Annotated in this window: 20 protein-coding genes; 6 read left to right on the top strand and 14 right to left on the bottom strand. The window is 64.0% G+C overall.

All coding sequences use genetic code 11. The annotated features are described in order from the left end of the window. Positions 1–202: 202 nt before the first annotated feature. The 6 genes from putP to purU all read right to left on the bottom strand — a co-directional run bounded on the left by putP (position 203) and on the right by purU (position 7335). The gene (putP, locus tag EB835_RS12815) at positions 203–1723 is read right to left on the bottom strand and encodes a sodium/proline symporter PutP (protein ID WP_135809867.1); all 1521 of its coding nucleotides are present in this window, start codon (positions 1721–1723) and stop codon (positions 203–205) included. Between the two features lie 119 nt (positions 1724–1842). Continuing rightward, positions 1843–3096 carry a hypothetical protein gene (locus EB835_RS12810; protein WP_135809866.1) on the bottom strand — a complete coding sequence of 418 codons (1254 nt, stop codon included), beginning with the start codon at positions 3094–3096 and terminating at the stop codon, positions 1843–1845. Next, a complete protein-coding gene (locus tag EB835_RS12805) occupies positions 3093–4244 on the bottom strand; it encodes a GNAT family N-acetyltransferase (RefSeq protein WP_135809865.1) in 1152 nt (383 codons plus the stop codon). The genes EB835_RS12810 and EB835_RS12805 overlap by 4 nt, the downstream gene beginning before the upstream one ends. Before the next feature lie 11 nt (positions 4245–4255). Beyond that, positions 4256–4678, bottom strand: a complete 423-nt coding sequence (locus EB835_RS12800) for a hypothetical protein (protein WP_135809864.1) — start codon at positions 4676–4678, stop codon at positions 4256–4258. Next, positions 4665–6278, bottom strand: a complete 1614-nt coding sequence (locus EB835_RS12795) for a phenylacetate--CoA ligase family protein (RefSeq protein WP_135809863.1) — start codon at positions 6276–6278, stop codon at positions 4665–4667. The genes EB835_RS12800 and EB835_RS12795 overlap by 14 nt, the downstream gene beginning before the upstream one ends. Positions 6279–6483: 205 nt before the next feature. Beyond that, positions 6484–7335 (bottom strand): formyltetrahydrofolate deformylase, encoded by an 852-nt coding sequence (purU, locus tag EB835_RS12790; RefSeq protein ID WP_135809862.1) that lies wholly within the window; start codon positions 7333–7335, stop codon positions 6484–6486. 168 nt (positions 7336–7503) lie between these two features. Here purU and glyA point away from each other — a divergent pair, with 168 nt between their 5' ends. Then, positions 7504–8778 (top strand): serine hydroxymethyltransferase, encoded by a 1275-nt coding sequence (gene glyA / locus EB835_RS12785; protein WP_135809861.1) that lies wholly within the window; start codon positions 7504–7506, stop codon positions 8776–8778. After that, positions 8778–9656 carry a bifunctional methylenetetrahydrofolate dehydrogenase/methenyltetrahydrofolate cyclohydrolase gene (locus tag EB835_RS12780; protein ID WP_135809860.1) on the top strand — a complete coding sequence of 293 codons (879 nt, stop codon included), beginning with the start codon at positions 8778–8780 and terminating at the stop codon, positions 9654–9656. The genes glyA and EB835_RS12780 overlap by 1 nt, the downstream gene beginning before the upstream one ends. Positions 9657–9739: 83 nt before the next feature. Here the strand turns inward: EB835_RS12780 and EB835_RS12775 are convergent, their stop codons facing one another. After that, entirely contained in the window at positions 9740–10228 is a 489-nt protein-coding gene (locus EB835_RS12775; RefSeq protein WP_135809859.1) for a GNAT family N-acetyltransferase, read from the bottom strand. Positions 10229–10314: 86 nt separating this feature from the next. On the opposite strand from EB835_RS12775, the gene EB835_RS12770 reads away from it, so the two are divergent. Then, complete coding sequence (locus EB835_RS12770; protein ID WP_135809858.1) at positions 10315–11130, top strand: exodeoxyribonuclease III; 816 nt, start codon at positions 10315–10317, stop codon at positions 11128–11130. A 199-nt stretch (positions 11131–11329) separates the two neighbouring features. Here EB835_RS12770 and EB835_RS12765 read toward each other — a convergent pair whose 3' ends face one another. Then, complete coding sequence (locus tag EB835_RS12765) at positions 11330–11566, bottom strand: CstA-like transporter-associated (seleno)protein (protein WP_135809857.1); 237 nt, start codon at positions 11564–11566, stop codon at positions 11330–11332. After that, the gene (locus EB835_RS12760; RefSeq protein ID WP_135809856.1) at positions 11563–13785 is read right to left on the bottom strand and encodes a carbon starvation CstA family protein; all 2223 of its coding nucleotides are present in this window, start codon (positions 13783–13785) and stop codon (positions 11563–11565) included. The genes EB835_RS12765 and EB835_RS12760 overlap by 4 nt, the downstream gene beginning before the upstream one ends. A gap of 222 nt (positions 13786–14007) precedes the next feature. Here EB835_RS12760 and trpS point away from each other — a divergent pair, with 222 nt between their 5' ends. Together trpS and EB835_RS12750 are read left to right on the top strand one after the other, a co-directional pair. Continuing rightward, positions 14008–15006 (top strand): tryptophan--tRNA ligase, encoded by a 999-nt coding sequence (gene trpS, locus EB835_RS12755; protein WP_135809855.1) that lies wholly within the window; start codon positions 14008–14010, stop codon positions 15004–15006. 2 nt (positions 15007–15008) lie between these two features. After that, positions 15009–16058 carry an App1 family protein gene (locus EB835_RS12750; protein WP_135809854.1) on the top strand — a complete coding sequence of 350 codons (1050 nt, stop codon included), beginning with the start codon at positions 15009–15011 and terminating at the stop codon, positions 16056–16058. Between the two features lie 101 nt (positions 16059–16159). Here the strand turns inward: EB835_RS12750 and EB835_RS12745 are convergent, their stop codons facing one another. The 5 genes from EB835_RS12745 to EB835_RS12725 all read right to left on the bottom strand — a co-directional run bounded on the left by EB835_RS12745 (position 16160) and on the right by EB835_RS12725 (position 21082). Continuing rightward, positions 16160–17131 (bottom strand): NAD(P)H-dependent flavin oxidoreductase, encoded by a 972-nt coding sequence (locus EB835_RS12745; RefSeq protein WP_240688728.1) that lies wholly within the window; start codon positions 17129–17131, stop codon positions 16160–16162. 242 nt (positions 17132–17373) lie between these two features. Then, entirely contained in the window at positions 17374–18150 is a 777-nt protein-coding gene (locus EB835_RS12740; protein ID WP_135809852.1) for an enoyl-CoA hydratase, read from the bottom strand. Then, on the bottom strand, positions 18147–19202 hold the full coding sequence (locus EB835_RS12735; RefSeq protein ID WP_135809851.1) for an enoyl-CoA hydratase/isomerase family protein: 1056 nt from the start codon (positions 19200–19202) through the stop codon (positions 18147–18149). The genes EB835_RS12740 and EB835_RS12735 overlap by 4 nt, the downstream gene beginning before the upstream one ends. A gap of 1 nt (position 19203) precedes the next feature. After that, entirely contained in the window at positions 19204–20370 is a 1167-nt protein-coding gene (locus EB835_RS12730) for an acyl-CoA dehydrogenase family protein (protein ID WP_135809850.1), read from the bottom strand. Between the two features lie 196 nt (positions 20371–20566). Beyond that, a complete protein-coding gene (locus tag EB835_RS12725) occupies positions 20567–21082 on the bottom strand; it encodes a MarR family winged helix-turn-helix transcriptional regulator (RefSeq protein ID WP_135809849.1) in 516 nt (171 codons plus the stop codon). A gap of 34 nt (positions 21083–21116) precedes the next feature. Here EB835_RS12725 and EB835_RS12720 point away from each other — a divergent pair, with 34 nt between their 5' ends. Beyond that, the gene (locus tag EB835_RS12720; RefSeq protein ID WP_135809848.1) at positions 21117–21809 is read left to right on the top strand and encodes an SOS response-associated peptidase; all 693 of its coding nucleotides are present in this window, start codon (positions 21117–21119) and stop codon (positions 21807–21809) included. Positions 21810–22456 lie beyond the last annotated feature (647 nt).

Raw genomic sequence — 22456 nt, 5'->3', positions numbered from 1 at the left:
ACGCGACGAACGGGAACCGCCGCGAGGAACGTGATGAACGCGAAGGGCCACGAATAACGGGAACCGCCGCGAGGAACGGGAAGAACACCGGGAACGCGACGAACGGGAACCGCTGCGAGGAACGCGACGAAGGCCGGGGCATCGTCGTGCCCCGGCCTTCGTCGCTGAATTCGCGTCGGCGGTGTCTGCTTCGCGCCTGTGCTTACTTCACACGTGAAAGCGCCACGGACTCGTCGAACTCGATGTCGGAGGCCTCATCGTGTTTGTAGGTGAAGCGGCTGACGACGACGGCCACGATGAGGTTGACGATGAAGCCGGGGATGATCTCGTAGATCGCATCCGTCATCGGAGTGCTCACCTGGCCCCAGACGAAGGCGACGACGGCACCGGAGAGCAGACCGAACAGGGCGCCCCAGTTGCTCAGACGCTTCCAGAATAGAGTGAGCAGGACGATCGGGCCGAACGACGCCCCGAATCCTGCCCACGCGAACGCCACGAGGTCGAGGATGCTGTTCGACGGCGAGATGGCCAGCACCACCGCGATGACCGCGACCACGAGCACACCGAGGCGGCCGAGCAGCACATAGGTCTTATCGTGCAGCGTGCGCGTCGATCCGGTGCGCAGGGCCACGATCTTGAAGAGGTCTTCGATGAGTGCCGACGAGGTGACGACGAGCTGGGAGGAGACCGTCGACATGATCGCTGCCAGCACCGCAGCCAGCACGAGTCCGGCGATGAACGGGTGGAAGAGGATCTGCGCGAGGTCGAGGAAGACGGTCTCGGCGTCGGCGGGTTCCATATCCGCGTGCTGGGAGAAGTAGGAGATGCCGACGATGGCGGTGGCGACGGCGCCGAGGGCGGAGATCCCCATCCAGCCGACGCCGATGCGACGCGCGACACCGGCATCGGCGGGGGAGCGCAGAGCCATGAAGCGGACGATGATATGCGGCTGCCCGAAATAGCCCAGGCCCCAGGCCAGCGCAGAGACGATGGATGCGATCGTCGCAAACGTCCAGAAGTCCCCGGAGCCGAAGAGGCTGAGCAGCCCGGGATCGATGTCGGAGACGTTCTTGATCACGGTCGATGGCCCACCGGCGTTGATGACGGCGACGATCGGCACGGCAACCAGGGCGGCGAACATCAGCAGCCCCTGGGCGACGTCGGTGAGGGTCGCACCGAGGAAGCCGCCGAAGAGTGTGTAGAGCATCGTGACTGCGGCGACGAGGAGCATTCCTGCGAGGTAATTGAGCCCGAAGCTCGACTCGAAGAACTTGCCCGCCGCCACCATGCCGGACGAGACATAGAAGGTGAAGAACACGAGGATGATGACGCCGCAGACGATGCGCAGCAGTCGCGTCCTATCCTTCAGCCGCTGTTCGAAGAAGCTGGGGATCGTGATCGAGTCGCCGGCCTTCTCCGTGAAGGCGCGCAGTCGAGGGGCGACGAGCTTCCAGTTGATCCATGCACCGACGGTGAGGCCGATGGCGATCCAGGCTTCGATGAGTCCGGAGACGTAGATGGCGCCGGGCAGACCCATCAGCAGCCAGCCGGACATATCCGATGCCCCGGCACTCAGAGCCGCAACGCTGGGTCGCAGTCCACGCCCCGCGAGCATATAGTCATCGAGGTTGTTCTTCGTCCTGCGGTAGGCAAACCAGCCGATGGCCAGCATGCCGATGAAGTAGAGGACGATCGCGATCGTGCGGAAGGTGGTTTCCGACATCTGAGCACAGCTCCTTTAATAGGCCGAGCCGACCTTAGCGCACAAGAGGTCGGAGGTGTGAATTGCCTGAGTGACTGCCTGCTGTGAGGATACACCTCGACCTGCCGCCGGCGGCAGGGCTAGAGCGGTGACAGTCGGGGTGCACGGGGGACCGGCTTTGTGGAGACTCCCACCGTGAATGCGGCGATCGGTCGGTCGAATCCCTGATCGACGAGGCGGTCGCCTCCCGATTCCTCGTCGAGGCTCTTCCGGGGCTGGTCACCGTCTGGAGTCTGCGCGCTGTCCCGATCCTTTGCCGAATCGCGAAGGTGGCTCGCCAGTTCGCTTCGGACCGTCGGGCTGTCTTTGAGTTCGGAGTGGACATCGACGCGCAGCCCGTGCCGGTCGAGCGTCAGCCAGATCCTCAGTAAGATCCGACCGATCTCCACCTCGTCCGCGGCCGACAACGCTGGTTGGTCGATGACGGAGAGGACCAGATGATGAGGGGTCCGTGCGGCCGTCGAGGGGTCCGTCGCCGCAGACGCCGAGAGCAGTCTGCCACGCAGCTCATGGGGAAGCGCTGCGAGACGCGAGCCCAGCTCTGTACGCGCGAACGACCTCTTCGCCGTTCCTGCCAACGAGACAGGTGTGAGAGCCGCCGATGCGAGGCCGACGATCCAGGGATGCAGCCATGGTCGATCGAGAACGGCCGCGGCTCGAGCCGCGGCCGTGGGCAGGCGCAGGCACTCGGCGGTGAGTCCGTCCTGGTGGTAGTGCGGATCGCGAGCATCGAACCGCAGCCAGCGCAGAGTCTCTGCGAACACCGACCGGTCACCATAGGAATGCAGTGTGGCACGACGCAGCCATGCCCGCCAGGTGCGGTCGGGGATCTCCACCAGGCGGACCCCTGTTTCGGCCATGGCGGTGCGGCAGATCGCGGTGGCCTCAGCGATGCGGGAATCAGCGGGGTCCAAGGGCCCGCGATCGACCTGACGATGGTGGAGGTCGGCGACCGTGAACCTCGGCCAAACACTCCCCTCCGCCGCGGCTGAGTCCGACCCCGTTGGGTCTGCCGCGGCTTCCGCGGCGGCGAGGCGCAGCCGGATGTCCAAGGTGGGACCATGTCCGCGGACGGTGACCGATTCGGTGCGCACCCCCGCCTCGGCGGCGGCGATCGTCAGCGATTCGACCCAACAGCCCATGCTCAGGTGGAGATCCTCGCTGCGCGGGTCCCCGTGCGGCAGCGCACGTGCGGGATCGACACAGACCCGCACCTCGGCGGCCGCAGGCGTGCAGTCAGTGATTTCGGGGACCCATGGCTGCGTGTTGTGGGCAGACGGTGCGGAAGCGGCGATCGCGAAGAGCGACTCGATGCCAGAGGTGGTCAGCGTCATCGGCGCTCCTGAGACGGGGTCGGGGTCAGAAAGCGGTCGACGAACACGAGCCGGTGCATCTCCCTGCCGCCGGAGCGGGCGAAGACCGCCGCCGAGGCGGGATTGTCCTCGGCGATGAACGTGACCCGCAGCCGTCGATATCCATTGGCGACCAGTGCCGAGTTGAGTTCGCGGATGGCCAGGCTGAGCAGACCCGACCCTTGGTGGCTGGGGTCGGTGCCCTGGATGATGAGCACGGCGTCTGTCATCGTGCGACGACGCCGGAGCAGGTCGAGAACGGTGCGGACACCGAGCCGGCCGCCATGGCGGCGCAGGATCGGAACCGGGTCGGGGATGACGAGTGCGAAGCAGCGAGGAGGGGCGTCGGCAGGATCGTCTGCACCAGCGATATCGATGATGAGATCAGGATCCATCAGGGCAGACAGGCCCTGCATCTGTGAACGCAGCTGCTCGGGCGAGATCTCGGTGTAATAGGGCAGATCGGAGAAGGCCGCATTGAGAGTCGGCAGCAGCCGGTCGCGGAAGCGGTGCAGGCCGAATCGAGAGACATGGCGGCGACGCAGACCTCGTGTGTGCCATTCGGCAGCGGTGATGGCGGTGGCTCGGCTCGCGGGAATGGAGCCGACAGGCACCTCCCACGTGTGTGCCGGACCCCAGGCAGCGAACCCGGCCTCGGCGAAAGCCGGCCAATAGAAGTCGGGATTCCAAGCGGTGTCGAAGAATCCGGGACGGTGCTGACCATCGGTGAGCAGACCGCCGGTGACGTTCGGCAGGGGCGAGACCGGGCCGAAGATCCGTGATGCTCCTACGTGCCCGGCCCGCTCGATGAGAAACGCGATCACCTCATTGAGCGCCTTCGTGTCAGCGGCTTCGACGGCACCGAAGAACAGAGGAGGTGCGGAAGCCTCATCGGGGTGGAGCTCGGCGGCCAGGGCCGCAGACCGGTGGCACATGACTCGAGCCTCAGCTTCTCCCGAACCGTCGTCGAACAGCCACAGCTCGACGGGTTCGTCGAACCACCCTCGCCCAGTGAACCAGTTGCGGAGATCGGCAGCGAAGAGAGGGACATGATGGTCGTGCTCACCTCGCGCCCGCGCCAGGCGCGGGGCCAGGTCGATGAACTCCGCGAGGTCGGCACGGGAGCTCACCTGCCGCGGTCTCATTCGGAACTGAGCTTCGTGAACTCGTCGATCATGCCCAGCCGACCGTCTTCGGCCCGGTACTCACCATTGGTGTATCCCCATTCCTCCGCGGCGAGGATCCGGATGAAGCCGCCTCGGGCCGGGGAGTCCTTGCCCTTGCCGACCAGCCACTGCATGATCTCCCGGTGCTCGGGTGTGCGCGCGTAGGCCAGAAGGTCGTCCTGAGTGGCGAAGGCGACCATCAGCCCGATCCGGTCGGGGAACTCATAATAGCTGCGATGCCACAGGTAGCCGGCGGAGTTCTTCAGCCCCTTGGCCACCCGCGGCCATCGCCGCAGCTGGCCGACCATCGCCAGCGGATTGCGGTAGCGGTTCGCACCGAGGAAGAACGCCTCGGCGCGGGCCTGAGGCGGGGCCTGGGAGAAATCATTCGATCGCATTGTCGCCCTCCTGCGTTCTCTGCACATAGACGTTCTTGATCTTCGTGTTCCCCGTTTCGAACGGGCCGGTGGCATGGTCGTGGATCTCGACGTGGATCTCCGCGGTGGTCGGGTCCTCCTCCATGCTCTGTGCGAAGTCTCTCGACACGGAGGCCAGGTGCCCGAGCACTCCGGCCTGGATCGTCTCCGCGAGCTCCTGCCGCGTAGCAGAGTCCATGGTCGGTGCTTCCTCCCGCAGCTGGATGTGCAGAGCAGGGCGCTGTTCATGACCGGCGATCTCGCGCAGCTCGATGCGGAAGGACTCGATGAGGTGAGCCTGCGGATTGTCACGGTAGAGCCCGTTCTCGATGTCGAGGGGGTAGATGTTGGCGCCCATATACGAGATCGTCGAATCAGCCCGCCCGAACAGCAGCACGAACGGCAGCTTCATCCCATTGTCGGCGAATGCCGCCGAACAGGCCCGCGCCAAGTCCGGATGGCGGCGGGTCAGAGCGACCATGGTGGGGAAGTCGATGAGCGTGGCCTCGTCGCCGATGTTGTAGCGCAGTCGCGGGCTCATCACCGCGGCCGAGTTGATCGTGGCGACCAACTCGCCCTCAGCCGTAGTCTCCAGGTAGGTCTCCAGGGGGTTGTACTGGAAGACCATCGGCACACGCGACTCGTCAGGGCCGAGCACATCGGCACGGAAGTCGAGATCGTGGGCCAGCGCCCGGCGGATGACGACGGAGAGGTCGGTCTCGCCGGCCATCCCGATCGTCAGATCGCTGGCCCCGTATCCGGAGTACACCCGGTCGAAACGCACCTCGAGGTAGTCTCGCAGACCTTCCGTCATCGCCTCTCCGCCGACGAATCCGTTGAGCCGGTAGCCTGCCCATCTCTCGGGTTCGGAGTCCATCCGGTCGACGAGATGTTTGAGGAACGGTGGGTAGGCGCTGATGAGGTAGGTGTGGTTCGGCCCGAAGTGCTGCATCGTGTCGAGGATCTTTTCGAGATCCGGACCCGTGTTCTTCACCATCGCCACTTTGGCCATGGCGAGGCCTGTGTTCGTCCCCGTCGCCCAGGCTCCCATCGAGAAGGCATTGATGCAGAACAGATCCTTGTGGTCGAAGAGCATCGTGACGTAGCCGGCGACGTTCTTGTGGACGGTGTCGAGTTCCTTCTTCGACCGCATCCAGTTGAATGGGGTGCCGGAGGACCCTGAGGACTCGTCGACGACGGTGCCGATGCGGTCGATCCGACCGTCCCAGCAGCGATGTTCCTCGCTGTAGCGGCGAACGAATTCATCTTTCGACGTCGGTGTGTAGGCCTCGAGGTCCCACCATCGGAACTCGAATCCGGTGCGCGCCAGGAAGTCCTGGTACGCGGGCACATCGAGGGAGGCCTGTTGGCAGATCATCCACGCGTTGAGCTTCGCGAAGGGTTCGAGTCTCGGACTGTAGTGGCGGGCGGTGAAGCGCCAGATCGCCGGGTGCGCCCGGTAGGCGCCGTACGCGGCGGTGAGACCGACGTTCGCCAGGCGCAGCACGGCCTGCCGGGTCAGATTCACAGGACCGCGGGGGATGGGCAGACGGCGGAGTTCGGCGAGGCGGGTCTCTCTCATGGTTCGAGGCTAACCCAGCCGCCGGGCCGGGGATACGGAAAATCAGGAGATGTGTCAGAACCGCATCAAACGACGGCACGTTCCCCGACCATCACCGAGGCGGCCCGGTGAGTGACGGAGCACCTCGGCGAGGTGCTCCGCAACGGCTGATCCTCGCACCGAGGCGGTCCGGTGAGAGGATCAGCCGTTGCGGCGGGGCGATGCTTCAATCGAAGACGACCGTACGGTGACCGTCCATGAGGACCCGGCCCTCCGCATGCCAGGCGACGGCCCGAGCGAGCACGGCCGCCTCGACGTCCTGACCGTGTCGGACGAAATCGGTGATCGCCTGATTGTGATCGACCCGGGCCACATCCTGTTCGATGATGGGCCCTTCGTCGAGGTCGCTGGTGACATAGTGCGCGGTCGCGCCGATGATCTTCACGCCTCGGGCATGTGCCTGATGGTACGGTTTCGCACCCTTGAAGCTGGGCAGGAACGAATGGTGGATGTTGATGACCCGACCTTCGAGGCGGTCACAGAGTTCGGGGGAGAGGATCTGCATATAACGGGCCAAGACGATGAGTTCGACATCGAGCTCGTCGACGAGGGCCGAGAGCCTCGCCTCGGCTTCGGCCTTCGTATCGCCGGTGATCGGAATATGGTGGAAATCATGGCCGTGGAACTCGGCGAGCGGGCGCAGATCATCATGGTTGCCGGCTATGCCGACGATGTCGATGGGCAGCTGACCGGCCGAATGCCGGAACAGCAGGGTATTGAGGCAGTGCGCGGCCTTGGACACCATGATCAGGGTGCGGGTCTTCTTCTCCACCGGCTGCAGACTCACGGTCATTGCGAACCGGGGAGCCACCTCGGCGAGGGCGTCTTCCACGGTCCGGGCCGTGATCTGAGCAGGCGTCGAGAACTGCAGGCGCAGGAAGAACTGACGGGAATCGGGGGAGGAGAACTGCTGAGATTCGGTGATGTTGCCGCCGAACCCTGCCAGTGCTCCGGTCACGGCATGGACGATGCCGGTCGAATCGGGGCAGGTGACTCTCAGGATCCATTCGCAGCTCATGGTCTCGATCCTAATCGGTGGGTGCGGATTTCACCGATCCGGTGTCGGCATCCGGATAGCGGTCGCGGCCCCGGAACACGGGGGCGTCGCTGTTAGCATGGTCCCGGGTGACGGCGCCAGTTTGCGCGCTGCCTCGCTCACATCATCGGATGCCACAGGAGAGTACTCATGACCGAAAACTCGATGCAGGCTTCGCTTGCCGACATCGACCCGCAGATTGCCGAAGTCCTCGACCTCGAGCTGGGCCGCCAGCGTTCGACGCTTGAGATGATCGCCTCGGAGAATTTCGTGCCCCGCGCCGTGCTCGAAGCACAGGGGTCGGTGCTGACGAACAAATACGCCGAGGGTTATCCCGGTAAGCGCTACTACGGCGGCTGCGAGTACGTCGACGTCGCGGAGAACCTCGCCATCGACCGTGCCAAGAGCCTCTTCGGAGCCGAATACGCCAATGTCCAGCCTCATTCGGGCGCTTCGGCCAACGCCGCGGTCATGCACGCTCTGGCACGTCAGGGCGACAAGATGCTCGGTCTGTCCCTGGCTCACGGCGGTCACCTCACCCATGGCATGAAGATCAACTTCTCCGGTCGGCTCTACGATGTCGCCTCCTACGAGGTCGACCCCGACACCTACCGCATCGATATGGACAAGGTGCGCGAGAAGGCGCTCGAGCACCGTCCCGATGTCATCGTCGCCGGCTGGTCGGCCTATCCCCGTCAGCTGGACTTCCAGGCTTTCCGCGATATCGCCGACGAAGTCGACGCGAAGCTGTGGGTCGATATGGCCCACTTCGCCGGACTCGTCGCCGCCGACCTGCACCCGAACCCGGTGCCTTTCGCCGATGTCGTGTCCTCGACGGTGCACAAGACCATCGGCGGACCCCGCTCCGGTTTCATCCTCGGCAAGCAGGAATACGCGAAGAAGCTCAACTCCGCCGTCTTCCCCGGCCAGCAGGGCGGACCGCTCATGCACGTCGTCGCCGCCAAGGCAGTGGCCTTCAAGCTCGCGGCCTCCGCGGAGTTCAAGGAACGCCAGGAACGGACTGTGCGCGGTGCTCAGATCCTGGCCGAACGACTTCTGGCCTCCGACGTCGCCGAAGCCGGAGCCACTGTGCTCACCGGCGGCACCGATGTCCACCTCGTGCTCGTCGACCTGCGCAATTCTGCCCTCGACGGCCAGCAGGCTGAGGATCTTCTCCACGCGGTCGGCATCACCGTCAACCGCAATGCTGTGCCCTTCGACCCGCGCCCGCCGATGGTCACCTCGGGGCTGCGCATCGGCACGCCGGCCTTGGCCACCCGCGGATTCGGCGACGACGAGTTCGCCGTGGTCGCAGACGTCATCGCGGAGGCGCTCAAACCGGGAGCCGACGTCGAAGCGCTCGCCGCCCGCGTGAAGAAGCTCAGCGACGACTTCCCCCTCTACGAAGACTTGGAACAGTACTGATGAGTGCACAGATTCTCGACGGCAGAGCCTGTGCGAAGCAGATCAAGGCCGAACTCACCGAGGCGGTGGCGGCCCTGGCGGAGTCCGGGATCATCCCGGGCCTCGGCACGGTCCTCGTGGGGGAGGACCCCGGATCGAAGTGGTACGTCGCCGGCAAGCACCGTGACTGCGCCGAGGTCGGAATCAACTCGATCCGCCGTGATCTTCCGGAATCGGTGAGCCAGGACGAGCTGTTGGCCGTCATCGACGAACTCAACAACGATGATGCCTGCACCGGCTACATCGTGCAGCTTCCGCTGCCGGACCATATCGACACGGACACCATCCTCGAGGCCATCGATCCGGCCAAGGACGCCGACGGTCTGCACCCGACCAATCTGGGGCGACTCGTGCTCAACGTCAATTCGGAGATCACCACACCGCTGCCGTGCACTCCGCGCGGGGCCATCGAACTGATCACGCGAAACGGCATCGATCTGGCCGGCAAGCATGTCGTCGTCATCGGTCGCGGGGTCACTGTGGGGCGGTCCATCGGTGCGCTGCTGACCCGGCGTGAGCACAACGCGACCGTGACGCTGACGCACACCGGCACTCGCAACCTCGATGAGCTGCTGGCGCAGGCCGATGTCATCGTCGCGGCCGCCGGCGCCGCCCGCATCGTGAAGGCGGAAGCGGTCAAGCCCGGAGCCGTCGTCCTCGATGTGGGAGTCTCCCGTGAGGAGGATCCGGAGACGGGGAAGTCGAAGATCGTCGGAGATGTGGATCCGGCGGTCGCCGAGGTGGCGTCTTGGGTCTCACCGAACCCGGGAGGAGTGGGACCGATGACGAGGGCCCTGCTGCTCAAGAACGTCGTCGACACCGCTCAGCGCACTTCCTGATTACTACCTGACGGCGGCTCAGCAACCTCGCGCGAGGTTGCTGAGCCGCCGTCAGGTAGTTGTGGGAGGTTGGTGTCGGGTGATCAGTCCTCAGCGAGCTTGAGCTCGAAGAAGACACGCGGGTTGCCCGGTCCGGCATAGTCCTCGATGAGTTCACCGCTGAAGCCCATTGAGGAGTGGAAGGAGATCGCACCCGAGGACTCCGGCAACGTCGTCGCCTGCACCGAGGAGACGCCGAGCTGACGGGAACGGTCGATGAAGTGCTTGTAGAGGTGACGGCCGATGCCCTGGTGACGGAAATCGGTGCGCGCCGCCACCAGGTGGATGTAGGCGGGTCCGTCGTGCGGAATGACCCCGAGCAGGTAACCGACGATCTCCGAACGGTAGCGGGCCACGAGCCCCGAGGTCACGAACTGACGGAACCAGTAGGCATCATGGTCACCGCTGAGGTCGCGGTCTCCCCAGAACTTCTCTTGGGCGTCGAGCAGGAATTCGCGCATCTCGCGGGCGTCGACCTCATCGAGCGGACTGATGCTCAGCTGCTCGGTTTCGATAGTTTCGTCAACGGCCATTGCGCCTCCTGATGTGTTCGTTCTTACCCTCACTCTATAACGCCCTGTCCCGGAAGAATAGTGCGCTTCATGTCATCATAGATCACATGATTCGGATTGCTTCAGTCAACGTCAACGGAGTCCGCGCAGCATGGCGAAAGGGGATGCCCACCTGGATCGATGCGGCGAAACCCGACTTCATCACCCTCCAGGAGGTGCGCGCCGCCAACGATATCGCGCACAGTGTCCTTGCCGACACCGGCTACACCACTGTCAGCCACGACGCCGAGGCCAAGGGCCGCGCCGGCGTCGCCGTGTTGGCCCGCACAGAGCCGGAAGCCGTGCGGGAAGGACTCGGCGACGACGGCTACTTCGACCGTGCGGGGCGGTGGGTGGAGACGGACTTCCGCCTCGGCGACGGATCACTGCTGACCCTCGTGTCCGCGTATGTCCATTCCGGTGAGGCCGACACTCCCAAACAGGATGACAAGTACCGGTTCCTCGACCGCATGATCGAGCGGATGCCGCAGCTGGCCGAGACCGCCGACCATGTGCTCATCACCGGCGACCTCAACGTCTGCCACACCGAGCGCGATCTGAAGAATTGGAAGGCGAACCGGAAGAAGTCGGGATTCCTGCCCGAAGAACGCGCCTACTTCGACAAGTTCTTCGGCGAGATCGGCTACTCCGACGTCCACCGCCAGCTCAGCGGCGACGTCGACGGCCCCTACACCTGGTGGTCGATGCGCGGGAAGGCCTTCGACAATGACACCGGATGGCGCATCGACTATCAGATGGCCACTCCCGGCCTGGCCGGCACTGCGGTCAAGGCCACCGTGGACAAGGCCGACAGCTGGGCCGAACGCTGGTCGGACCATGCTCCGCTGGTCATCGACTACGACCTCCCGGCCGTCAAGGCCTGACACAGACAGGCCCTCACCGAGGCGGCTGCTCGAAATCTGTCCCCCGACAGCGGCACCGGGGCCTTTCCGCGGGTCCCCGGCACAGCCTCGGACCGGTCCGCGACACGCAGAGAGCCCGGATGCTCAGGAAGTTTCGTCCTGTGCATCCGGGCTCTTCGTCGGCTGGTCGGCCGTTCAGAGGCGCCGGCGAAAGCGCACCTCAGCAGCAGCGGGCCTTGGGATTGCGGTCCTGCTCATCGGTGAGATCACGCCAGAAGGCCTTCTCCTCCATCGCTCCCTCACGGGTGCCGTGGCGGCGTTCGTAGGATTCGAGGTAGTGGAGGTAGGCGTTCTCGCCCATGATCTCCTTGAGGTACCAATGCAGCCAGGAGGCGCCTGCGCGCACCGACCCCCATGGATCGCTTGCGATGCGACTGAGCGGATGTGCGGTGCTCATTCCTTCTGCCTTCCTGCCTCGTGTTCGTCCCACTGCGCCTGCAGCTCACGCTCGGGCTTGCGAGCGATGAGACCCGCCGGGGCGAACATCTTCGTCTCGACGAGAGGTTCCTCCGTCGTCGGCAGGGAACCCTTCTTGACGGCCTGGATGGACTTCCAGACTGCCATGACGACGACCATTGCGACAAGGAGCGCGAAGACGATCGACAGGGTGCCCTGGACGAAGGTGTTGCGCACGACGGCGCTCATGGCCTCCACGCCCTCGGTGTTGCCCATCGAGGTCTCGCCGGCCGCCAGCGCGTCCTTGTACGCGAAGTGCTGAGCCCAGTAGCCGAGCTTCGGGTCGGACGAGAAGATCTTCTGCCACGAGGCGACCATCGTGACCAACAGGTCCCAGACGAGAGGAATGCCGGGGATCCACGCCCACTTGGCCAAACCCATCTTGCACACGATGGCGAAGATGACGGCCAGAGCGATCGCGGCGAGCAGCTGGTTCGAGATGCCGAAGAGCGGGAACAGCGTGTTGATCCCGCCGAGGGGGTCGGTGACACCCATGAGCAGAATCGATCCCCAGGCGGCCACCATGATCGCGGTCGTCAGCCACGCTCCCGGTGTCCAGGACGGGTCGCGGAACTTCTTCGAGAAGTTGCCGAGCGCATCCGAGAGCATGAAACGGGCGACGCGGGTACCTGCATCGATCGTGGTCAGGATGAACAGCGCCTCGAACATCACGGCGAAGTGGTACCAGAAGGACATCCACGCCGGTCCGCCGAAGACGTTGTGGAGGATGTGCGCCATCCCCATGGCCAGCGTCGGGGCACCGCCTGTGCGCGAGACGATGCTCTCCTCGCCGACATCCTTGGCCGCCTGGTCGAGGACTTCCGGACTCGTCTCGACCCCGGACATGCCCAAGGAGTTGTTGATGAAGTCCGAGGCTCCCTGCACCGTACCGCCGGTCAGCGGTTCGGCGGCGTTCATCGCGAAGTAGAGACCCTTGTCGAGGCAGATCGCAGCCACCAGAGCCATAATCGCGACGAAGGACTCCATGAGCATTCCGCCGTAGCCGATGAGGCGTGCCTGCGTCTCCTTCTCGATGAGCTTCGGTGTCGTACCCGAAGAGATGAGGGCGTGGAAGCCCGACAACGCTCCACAGGCGATGGTGATGAACAGGAACGGGAACAATGCCCCGGCGAAGGCCGGACCCTCTGAGTTGAATGCGAACTCGGTCAAGGCAGGCATCTGCACGGTCGGATTGACGATGAGGATGCCCACGGCCAGCAGCACGATGGTGCCGATCTTCATGAATGTCGACAGGTAGTCGCGTGGGGCCAGCAGCACCCACACGGGCAGCACGGCGGCGAGGAAGCCGTAGATCATCAGACACCACGCCAGCGTCACCTTGTCCAGGTGGAAGACCTCAGACCAGAACGGCGAGCTGTGGACCCAGCCGCCGGCGATGATGGCGACGACGAGGAGCACGATGCCGATGACGGAGGTCTCGATGACCTTGCCGGGACGCAGGTAGCGCATGTAGATGCCCATGAACACGGCGATCGGAATGGTCATGGCGATGGAGAAGACGCCCCAGGGGCTTTCGGCCAGTGCATTGATGATGACGACGCCGAGGACCGCGATGAGGATGACCATGATGAGGATGATGCCGATGGAGGCGATGATCCCGCCGGTGCGGCCGAGCTCGTCACGGGTCATCTGTCCCAGGGAGCGGCCGTTGCGGCGCATGGAGAAGAACAGCACCATATAGTCCTGGACACCGCCGGCGAGGATGACGCCGAAGACGATCCACAGGGTTCCGGGAAGATAGCCCATCTGTGCGGCGAGGATCGGCCCCACGAGCGGGCCTGCACCGGAGATCGCAGCGAAGTGGTGGCCGAACAGGACACGGCGGTCGGTCGGCGCAAAGTCGCGGCCGTTGTCGTTGAGCTCTGCGGGGGTGGCGCGCTTCGGGTTCGGACGGCAGATCTTCCATTCGATGAGCTTCGCGTAGAAGCGGAAGCCGATGAGGTAGCTGCCGACGGCCGCAGCGACGAACCAGCTGGCGGACAGCTCTTCACCGCGGACGAACGCGATCATCGACCAGCCCGCACCGGCGATGAGGGCGATGACCACCCACAGCACGATCTTCGCCGGCGTCCAGCGTGGCTTCTCGACCACGGCGACCGGCGGCAGGTCGTCCTCGGTCTTGATGTATTCGACCGACATAGTCCTCCTCCTTGAGAGATGACGCATCAGGGTTATTGAGTGCTCAGCATGATCGGACCGTCGCTGGCCACCGCTCGAGAGATGTTCGAGGACTGGGAGACACCTTGGTGAATCATGTGATCTGCTACGTCACTATACCGCTGGTCCGCATGTCTGCGTGAGCCTTGGCACCAGACTGGACGGCTGATCAGACCCCGACAGGGGAGATGGCATCATAGGACTATGACGAACTCTTCACAGCCGCGCACTGTCTCAGGTATCCAAGCCACCTCCGATTCCCTTCATCTCGGCAACTACATCGGAGCCCTGCAGCAGTTCGTGACTCACCAGGAGTCGCACGACGCCTTCTACTTCATCGCGAACATGCACGCGATCACCGTCGAGCAGGATCCTGCGGAGCTGCGGGAGCGCACCCTGCGCACGGCCGCGCAGTTCATCGCCGCAGGCCTCGATCCGGAGAAGTCGACGATCTTCGTCCAGTCCCAGGTGCCTGCCCATTCGCAGCTGTCCTGGGTCCTCGAATGCACCACCTCGATGGGTGAGGCGAGCCGGATGACTCAGTTCAAGGACAAGTCCTCGAAGCAGGAGCATGTGTCCCTGGGTCTGCTCACCTACCCGGCGCTGATGGCCGCGGACATCCTTCTGTACAACCCGCAGCTCGTTCCCGTCGGTGAGGACCAGCGCCAGCACCTCGAACTGACCCGCAACCTTGCCGAACGCTTCAACTATCGTTTCGGCAGGACCTTCACCGTGCCCGAGGCCCAGATCCTCAGAGCGACTGCGAAGATCTATGACCTGCAGAACCCGGGCGCGAAGATGTCGAAATCCCAGCCGAGCCCGCAGGGCCGCATCGACATCCTCGATGATGCGAAGGCGCTGACGAAGAAGATCAAGTCTGCCGTGACCGACGACGGCACCCAGATCGCCTACGACCCGGAGAGCAAACCGGGAGTGTCGAACCTGCTGACGATCTACTCATCCCTGACCGCGCGTCCGGTCGACGACATCGTCGCCGAATACGAAGGGAAGATGTACGGACATCTCAAGGTCGACCTCGCCGAGGTGGCCGTGGAGACCCTGACGCCCGTGCGGGAGCGGACGGTGGAACTCCTCGAAGACCGGGCTCAGCTGCAGACGATCCTCGATCGCGGGGCCGAGAAGGCCGGCGCCATCGCCGAGGCGACTCTGCGCGAGGTCTACGACAAGATCGGCTTCATCTGATCGTGGCGAAGAAGAAACCCGACGAGGGGCCGCTCAACCTCACACCGGATATGCTCCACACCGCTGCGCGGGTGGAGGACCGGTTCAACGGGTGGATCCAGAATCGGGCCACCGACCACGCCTACCATCGCACCGTCATCGCCTACGACACGTACGGCGGGACCGGTTGGGTTCGGGTGCTTGGGCGTCTGGTGCTCACTCCGAACGGCCAGCCGGCCGCTGATGTCCACGCGAGCATTCGCGGGTGGAAGTCCTTCGTCAGTGTGCCCCTGCCCAATGACACCGCATGGGTGCGCGTCAACGACGAAGAGCATATGGTGACCTCCGACCGCGGCGGCATCATCGACACCGTGATTCCCGGCGACTTCGAACCGGGAGAGACGGAGATCGAACTGTGGACGGACGGTTCGCTCGTCGATTCTGCGGCGGTGCGCATCATCGGAGAGGACTCGACCTTCGGCATCATCTCCGATATCGATGACACGGTCATGGTCACCTCTCTGCCCCGGCCTTTCCTCGCCGCATGGAACACCTTCGTCCTCAGCGAGCATGCGAGGTCTCCGGTGGCGGGAATGGCCGTGCTCTATGACCGGATCACCTTTATGCGCCCGGACACTCCGATGATCTATCTGTCGACGGGTGCGTGGAACTCGGCGCTGACCATCAAGCGGTTCCTCTCCCGCAATCTCTACCCGATGGGCCCTCTGCTGCTCACGGACTGGGGACCGACGACGACGCGCGTCTTCCGCTCGGGCAAGGAACACAAACGCAACATGCTCGAGCGCCTGTCCCGGGAATTCCCATGGATGAAGTGGCTGCTCATCGGTGACGACGGCCAGAAGGACGAGGAAGTCTACGGTGAGTTTGTCGAGAACCATCCGAAGAATGTCGCCGCTGTCGCGATTCGGCAGCTCACCGTCGGCGAGGCGGTGTGGGCCGGCGGTCGGTCGAAACGTCATGGTCGCGGCCAGGGCGTGCCGTGGATCTATGCTCCCGACGGCGCGGGCCTGGCCTCCCGCCTGACTGAACGTGGAATCATCTCGACCATCTGACCCGCCCCTCAATTGCTACGTGACGGCGGCTCAGCAACCTGGCGCCAGGTTGCAGAGCCGCCGTCACGTAGCAATTGAGGGGCCCAGGTGGTCTTGTCGGCTCAGCCCAGGCGGCTTTTGAGCTCCTGCTGCGCCACTTCGTACTGGACGGCGAAGGTCTCGACGAGCTTAGCGGTCGTCCGCTGCTGGCCGAGTGCACCGATGCCTTGGCCCGAACCCCAGATGTCGCGCCAGGCCTTCGAATCCGAACCCGGAGCGGAGCTGAAGTCCATCTTCGTCGGATCGGCATCGGGCAGATCGTCCGGGTCGAGGCCCGAAGCGACGATGGACCCGCGCAGGTAGTTGCCCTTGACCCCGGTGAAGTAGTTCGAGTAGACGACGTCATCAGCACCGGATTCGACGATCATCTGCCGGTAGTCGTCGACGACATTGGCCTCGGGGGTGGACAGGAACGCCGAACCGACGTAGGCGAGGTCGGCACCGGCAGCCAGAGCAGCGAGGATCGAACGGCCGTGCGCGATGGCGCCCGACAGCAGCAGGGGGCCGTCGAACCAGGAACGGATCTCCTGCACGAGCGCGAACGGCGACTGTGCTCCGGCGTGGCCGCCGGCTCCGGCGGCCACGGCGATGACGCCGTCGGCGCCCTTCTCGACCGCCTTGTTGGCGAAGCGGTTGTTGATGACGTCGTGGAGGACGACGCCGCCGTAGGAATGGACGGCTTCGTTGACCTCTTCACGGGCGCCGAGGGAGGTGATGACGATCGGCACCTGGTGGCGGACCACCTCGGCGAGGTCCTCCTCGAGACGGTTGTTCGAACGGTGGACGATGAGGTTGACCGCGAACGGCGCGGCAGGGTGCTGAGGATCGGCCTCGGTGTGCGCTGCGTTCGATTCGGTGATCTCATCGAGCCAGTCGGTCAGCTGCGAAGCAGGACGGGCGTTGAGCGAGGGGAAAGATCCGACGATTCCGGCTTGGCACTGAGCCTTGACGAGTTCGGGTCCCGAAGCGATGAACATGGGGGAGCCGACGACGGGCAGGCGGAGTTGGGAGAGCAGATCGGTGAAAGTTGTCACGGTGCCTCCTTGCGATGATGAATGCATATTCCCACTCTAACCGAACGTTTGTTAAATGGGATATGCAGCACATTGTCCGGTGCTGTCTCCCGGTGCTGATTCCTCAGTTGATCGCCGAGTTCGCCCCCGCGCCGGATGTACTTGCCTTTCTTCGCAGAAACGACAGCGGCGCAGACTCCGCGATGGAGTCTGCGCCGCTGTATTCGCAGACGGCCGAGGCTCGAATGGCCTCTGCGATGAACTCAGGAATCCGTGAAGTTCGGGTCCCGCTTCTCGACGAAGGCGGCCATGCCCTCGGTCTGATCGTTGGTGGCCAGGGTGGAGTGGAAGAGGCGACGCTCGTAGCGCAGGCCCTGCTCCAGGGTCGTCTCGAACGCGGTGTTCACCGCTTCCTTGACCATCGCCGAGGCGATTCGGGACTTGCCCGCGATCGTCTGCGCGATCTCGTTGGCCGTTGTCAGGAGCTCCTCGGGTTCGACGACCCGAGCGACGAGACCGGAGCGTTCGGCCTCCTCAGCGCCCATCATCCGCCCGGTCAGGCACATGTCCATCGACTTCGCCTTGCCGATCGCGCGGGTCAGGCGCTGTGATCCGCCCATACCCGGCAGCACGCCGAGGTTGATCTCGGGCTGGCCGAACTTCGCCTTCGTCGAGGCGATGAGGATGTCTCCCATCATCGCCAGCTCGCAGCCGCCGCCGAGAGCGAAGCCGCCCACCGCGGTGATGACCGGTTTGCGCACATCGGTCAGCCGGGTCCATCCGGCGAACCAGTCGGCCTTGTACGCGGTGGCGAAGTCGAGGCTCGACATCTCCTTGATATCAGCGCCGGCGGCAAAGGCCTTGTCGCTGCCGGTGATGATGATCGCCTTGACCGAGTCATCTGCGTCGAAGGCGGTCGCGGCATCGGTGATGTCGGTGAGCACCTGCAGGTTGAGGGCATTGAGCGCCTTGGGGCGGTTGAGGGTGATGGTGGCGACGCCGGAGTCGACGGCGGTGAGGATGGTTTCGAATTCGCTCATGAGAACACCTTGTCTTCGTGATCGGTGGTGAGGATGGACTGGACCTGCTCGTCGCTGACCTCGGCCAGCGAGGCGGGGTTCCACTGCGGATTGCGGTCCTTGTCGATGACCTGTGCGCGGATGCCTTCCTTGAGGTCCGGCAGTCCGGTCAGGGTGACCGCGACGCGATAGTCCTGTTCGAGGACTTCGGCCAGGGTCATGGACGCGGCCTTGCGGACCGCGGCCAGGGTCACCTTCACCGAGGTTGGGGCCTTCGTTCCGATGAGCTCCGCTGTGGCCTGAGCATCGGGGTTCTCGTGCGCGGCGAGAGCCGCGACGATGGCCTCGGCGTCATCGCCGACGTAGCAGGCATCGATCCAGTCGGCCGCCTCGGCGAGATCATCGGCAGGAGCCTCTTCTGTGTACCTGCCGAGGACGGACTCGAGATCCTCACCGGCAGTGAGGTCGGCGATGAGATCGGGGATCTGCGCATCGGGGACGAAGCGGTCGGCGAGCCCGAGGCTGATCGCGGTGCCCGCACCGACGGGCTGTCCGGTGAGCGCGAGGTGCGTGCCGAGCTCTCCGGGACTGTTGGCCAGCAGGTGGGTGCCGCCGACGTCGGGGAAGAGCCCGATTCCGGTCTCCGGCATCCCGACTTTCGTCGACTCGGTGACGATGCGGTGCGAGCCGTGTCCGGAGATGCCGACTCCGCCGCCCATCGTGATCCCATTCATGATCACGACGTAGGGCTTGGGGAACTCGGAGATCGCGTGGTTCATCTTGTATTCGCGGTTCCAGAACTTCGCGTTCTCGTCGCTGCCGGCCACGATGTCGTTGTACACGGCCTTGATGTCACCGCCCGCGCACAGTCCGCGTTCGCCGCGGCCGGTGACGAGGACGAGCTTGACCGCGTCATCGTCACGCCAGGCCTTCAGGGCGTCATCGATGCGTGCGACCATGTCTTGGCTGAGCGCATTGATCAGCTTCGGTCTGTTGAGTTCGATTCGGCCGACCCCGTTGGATACCGAGGTGATGACGGAGGCGTCCGCCTGCTCTGCCGAAGGTTCTGTCATATCAGCCCACTCCTGTGCTCTTGCGCGAGATGATCACGCGCATGATTTCGTTGGTGCCTTCCAGAATCTGGTGGACTCGCAGGTCACGAACCAGCTTCTCAATTCCATACTCTGTCAGATAGCCGTAGCCGCCGTGCAACTGGAGTGCCCTGTTCGCGACGTCGAAGCCGGTGTCGGTGGCCTTGAGCTTGGCCATGGCCGAGAGCAGAGAGGTGTTCGGATCTCCTGCGTCATAGGCACTCGCCGCCCGCCACAGCAGGGACCTGGCGCCTTCGAGATCGGCCTGCATCTGAGCGACCTCGAAGCGCAGCGCCTGGAATCCCGAGAGCTCGCTGCCGAAGGCCTGACGTTCGCCCATATAGACGATGGCCTTCTCCAGCGCCGCCTGTCCGCCGCCCAGCGAGCAGGCACCGATGTTGAGGCGTCCGCCGTCGAGTCCGGACATCGCGATTTTGAAGCCCTGGCCGGGTTCGCCCAGCATGTTCTCCTTGGGCACACGCACGTTTTCCATGATGACCTGGCGGGTCGGCTGGGCACGCCAGCCCATCTTCTGCTCGTCGGGGCCGAAGCTCAGGCCTTCCATGCCCTTCTCCAGGATGAAGGCGGAGATTCCGCGCGCACCTTCCTGTCCGGAACGTGCCATGACGAGGTAGGTCTCGGACGTGCCGGCGCCGGAGATGAATTGCTTGGCGCCGTTGAGAACATAGTGATCACCGTCCTCGCGGGCGGACGTGCGCAGTGCAGCGGCGTCGGAGCCCGCATTGGGTTCGGTCAGGCAGTAGCTGCCGAGGTGCTCCATGGAGACGAGCTTCTCGAGGTACTTCGCCTTCTGGTCGTCATTGCCGAACTGGTCGATCATCCACGCGACCATGTTGTGGATGGAGATATAGGCGGCGACGGACGGGCACCCGGTCGACATCGCTTCGAAGATGAGAGCGGCATCCATCCGGCCCATTCCGGTGCCGCCGGCTTCCTCGCTGACGTAGATTCCGCCCATCCCGAGGTCGGCGGATTTCCTGATCACATCGACGGGGAAGAAGTGCTCGGCGTCCCATTCGAGGGCGTGCGGGGCGATCTCGGTATCGGCGAACTCGCGCACCATCCCGGAGACGGTCTGCTGTTCGTCGGTGAGACCGAAAGGTAGGGCAGCGGCTGTACTGCGGGACATGGTTCCTCCAAGAATCGGACACGTATCTGGTGATCGACACCACGATACGTCCTTATTACTTGGACATCCAACTAATTTCTCGCCGAGGCGGCCGACCGTCGGTGTGCCGGCCGGCGGTGGGCAGTGGAGCAGGCTCCGGGTCAGCGTCGGTGTTCGTTTCCGCCGCCGCAGCCGACGCCGTCCGCGGCGAGCCGGCTCAGTTGTCGGCTTCGAGGCCCGAGCGCAGCGTTTCGAGGTGGGGGAGGAGGGAGTCGAGGTCGATGCCGGCGAAGTCGGAGGAGGAGAAGACCTCGTCGTTGAGTGCCGTCGTCGCTCGAGTGGCGAGCTCGCGTCCGGCATCCGTGAGGTCGACTAAGGTCGTCCGGCGATCATCGGGATGGCTGCGCCTGGCAACGAGTCCGGCCTTCTCCAGCCGATCGACCGAGTTCGTCGTCGACGTCGCATGCACCTGCAGGCGAGCCGAGATCTTCGACATCGGCAGGGTGCCGGCCCTGGTGAAGGACAGCAGGGTGAGGACTTCATAGCGCGAGAACGTCAGTGCGAAGGGCTTGAGGGCCGTGTCGACGCGAGCCAGGAACAGCTGGTGGATCCTCATCACCGAGATCACCGTCGTCATTCCGTCGGCTGCGTCGTCCCACCCGTGGGCCAGCCACTGCCGACGGGACTCTTCGATCGGGTCGAACCCGGTGCCTGTATTCTCTTCTGCCGCCATTGTCGACAGTGTAGTGAAGTGAGAAGATGGGCGCATGTGCGGTCGACTCAATATGTCTCTCGATCCGGCAGATCTCGCCGATGAGCTGCGGTTGGATGTCATCTCCTATGACTTTGCGCCGCGCTTCAATGTGCCTCCGGGGTCATTCGTGCCGATCGTCGTCGAACGCCTTGATGAGGACGGTCAGCTCCATCGTCGGCTCGAAACCGCCTCCTGGGGATTGGTCCCGGCCTGGGCCAAAGACCCAAAGATCGGTTTCAAAGCATTCAATGCCCGTTCCGAGACCGTGCTCGAGAAGCCGATGTTCCGGCAGGCCAGCAGGCGCCGACGTTGCGCTCTGCCGATCCCGGCCTACTACGAATGGGAGAACAGAGAGGACGGCAAGCAGCCGTGGATGATGACCGCCGCTGGTGAGGACCCTCTCTTCATGGCCGGACTCTTCGAGTTCTGGAAGCAGCCGGATGAGACCTGGCTGGTTTCCACGACAATACTGACCATGGAGTCCGCAGGGCACCTCAGCGAAGTCCACCACCGGATGCCGGTGTTCCTCGGGCGCGACCAGATCAGTGACTGGATCGACCCGGGAGTGCTGACGAACGATGTGCCGGAATTGCTGGCGGCGACTCTCGACCAGGTCGATCCTGCGAGCGTCACTCGGCACAAGGTGGGCACAGCAGTGGGCAACGTCCGCAACGATTCACCGGAGCTCGCAGAACCCGTGGCGTAGATCACTCCACCGGTCACCCCTGACCCTCAGGCAGCTGTGTTCGGGAAGATTCGGCGCGGAATTGTTTGTTCCGGTGCTGATTTCAACCTCGCATGGACCTGAGGCCGAGCGATCCGAGGCTGTGGTTCTGCCCTGAGATATCGGGAGTCTGCGCGTGTGCTGTCGAGGTGGTTTTGCAGGGGACCGCAGATGTGTGTATCGTTGTCCAGGTTGCCAGGACGCAAGGAACGGCAACAGTCGCTCTGATCGGGGACGATGCGAGCAAACCGAAGATGAACTTCGAGTTGCGCGGATCGGAACAACCATGTAGAGTAGACATCCGCTGGCACAGCGAGTCGCAAGACGGAAAGTGCACATAGAAGCTGATACCCCCAGTGAACACGCCTGCTTGTGTGTGGTGTGGTGATGGGTGTGTGTTTGTGGTTTGAGAATCCAATAGCGTGTTTGTTTGAACAAGTTGTGATGCCAGAACATTTAATATTTCTGGTGAGACAATCACACGATCAGGCATCCGGTTCACCCTGTGTGGGTGGTTCTTCGCCGAACCATTCATCGTGGTGGGTGTTGTGGGTGTGTGGTCGTTTTTTTTGGTCAACCTTCTCACCCCTGTGAGGGGTTGGCTGTCTTGCTGGGATTCATACTGCAAC

Origin of the sequence: Brevibacterium sp. S22 (assembly GCF_004745485.1) — a bacterium.
Classification (GTDB): domain Bacteria; phylum Actinomycetota; class Actinomycetes; order Actinomycetales; family Brevibacteriaceae; genus Brevibacterium.
The sequence above is the reverse complement of the archived record's forward strand: the minus strand, read 5'-3'. Positions and strand labels throughout refer to the sequence as shown.

Bases quoted from the DNA above. Each gene is read 5' to 3' on its own strand.
- EB835_RS12765 (WP_135809857.1), bottom strand. From the start codon at position 11,566: ATGAGCACCGCACATCCGCTCAGTCGCATCGCAAGCGATCCATGGGGG.
- EB835_RS12720 (WP_135809848.1), top strand. From the start codon at position 21,117: ATGTGCGGTCGACTCAATATGTCTCTCGATCCGGCAGATCTCGCCGAT.
- EB835_RS12725 (WP_135809849.1), bottom strand. From the start codon at position 21,082: ATGGCGGCAGAAGAGAATACAGGCACCGGGTTCGACCCGATCGAAGAG.
- EB835_RS12730 (WP_135809850.1), bottom strand. From the start codon at position 20,370: ATGTCCCGCAGTACAGCCGCTGCCCTACCTTTCGGTCTCACCGACGAA.
- EB835_RS12780 (WP_135809860.1), top strand. From the start codon at position 8,778: ATGAGTGCACAGATTCTCGACGGCAGAGCCTGTGCGAAGCAGATCAAG.
- EB835_RS12770 (WP_135809858.1), top strand. From the start codon at position 10,315: ATGATTCGGATTGCTTCAGTCAACGTCAACGGAGTCCGCGCAGCATGG.
- EB835_RS12800 (WP_135809864.1), bottom strand. From the start codon at position 4,678: ATGCGATCGAATGATTTCTCCCAGGCCCCGCCTCAGGCCCGCGCCGAG.
- putP (WP_135809867.1), bottom strand. From the start codon at position 1,723: ATGTCGGAAACCACCTTCCGCACGATCGCGATCGTCCTCTACTTCATC.
- EB835_RS12740 (WP_135809852.1), bottom strand. From the start codon at position 18,150: ATGAGCGAATTCGAAACCATCCTCACCGCCGTCGACTCCGGCGTCGCC.
- trpS (WP_135809855.1), top strand. From the start codon at position 14,008: ATGACGAACTCTTCACAGCCGCGCACTGTCTCAGGTATCCAAGCCACC.
- EB835_RS12810 (WP_135809866.1), bottom strand. From the start codon at position 3,096: ATGACGCTGACCACCTCTGGCATCGAGTCGCTCTTCGCGATCGCCGCT.
- glyA (WP_135809861.1), top strand. From the start codon at position 7,504: ATGACCGAAAACTCGATGCAGGCTTCGCTTGCCGACATCGACCCGCAG.
- purU (WP_135809862.1), bottom strand. From the start codon at position 7,335: ATGAGCTGCGAATGGATCCTGAGAGTCACCTGCCCCGATTCGACCGGC.
- EB835_RS12760 (WP_135809856.1), bottom strand. From the start codon at position 13,785: ATGTCGGTCGAATACATCAAGACCGAGGACGACCTGCCGCCGGTCGCC.
- EB835_RS12775 (WP_135809859.1), bottom strand. From the start codon at position 10,228: ATGGCCGTTGACGAAACTATCGAAACCGAGCAGCTGAGCATCAGTCCG.
- EB835_RS12795 (WP_135809863.1), bottom strand. From the start codon at position 6,278: ATGAGAGAGACCCGCCTCGCCGAACTCCGCCGTCTGCCCATCCCCCGC.
- EB835_RS12735 (WP_135809851.1), bottom strand. From the start codon at position 19,202: ATGACAGAACCTTCGGCAGAGCAGGCGGACGCCTCCGTCATCACCTCG.